Here is a 595-nt window from a genome sequence, read left to right as displayed (position 1 = left end):
GCCCGAGTGCGGGCAGTGTCTTTATCGAGCCCGCGGAGCATTCCCATGTATTCCACCAGGGCAGCGCCACAGAGGCGGTCGAACAGTCGGTATCCGTCGGGCAGAACTCCGAGCATGGCCTTGGCCTCTTCGGATTTGTCCCAGATATCTACCCCGGAAATGTATGCGGTTCCAGCGTCTGGCACGAGCATGCCAGTAACCATAGAAAGGAAAGTGGTTTTGCCTGCTCCATTGGGGCCAACTAGGCCAAAGAAGGATCCGCGCGGGATTCCCAGCGTTAGGTTGCCAACCGCAATGGTGTTCCCAAAAACTTTTGTTAGACCGCGGGCATCTATCGCGATTGGCGGTCCGTCAAAGCGGGTGCTATGAATGCTTTGCTTAGGGCTCGTGGGAGCTTGTGGGTTCATGTTTTCGTTGCTCACGATTTCCTCTTAATCGGGTACAAATCGGGTCGAAAATGTTAGGTAATGAAGCTGGCAGGCACGCGGTGCGCACCGTTAGCGTTAAGCGTCGAATGCGAGTAGTAGCGGCTTCAACAGTAGTGAAAGCCTCTGCTCATCTTCTTCGCTGATTCCAACCAGCAGGTTACGTTCGT

At 54.6% G+C, this 595-nt stretch carries 1 protein-coding gene; it reads right to left on the bottom strand.

Annotated features, from left to right (window positions below):
• Nucleotides 1-407: ATP-binding cassette domain-containing protein (locus HMPREF1627_RS02010; protein WP_158705806.1), on the bottom strand; the 407-nt coding region annotated here is incomplete at its 3' end.
• Nucleotides 408-595: the final 188 nt, after the last annotated feature.

This window comes from Actinomyces sp. S6-Spd3, from assembly GCF_000758755.1.
Classification (GTDB): Bacteria; Actinomycetota; Actinomycetes; order Actinomycetales; family Actinomycetaceae; genus Pauljensenia.
Note: the sequence above shows the minus strand (reverse complement) of the source record. Positions and strands in the feature narration are given on the sequence as shown.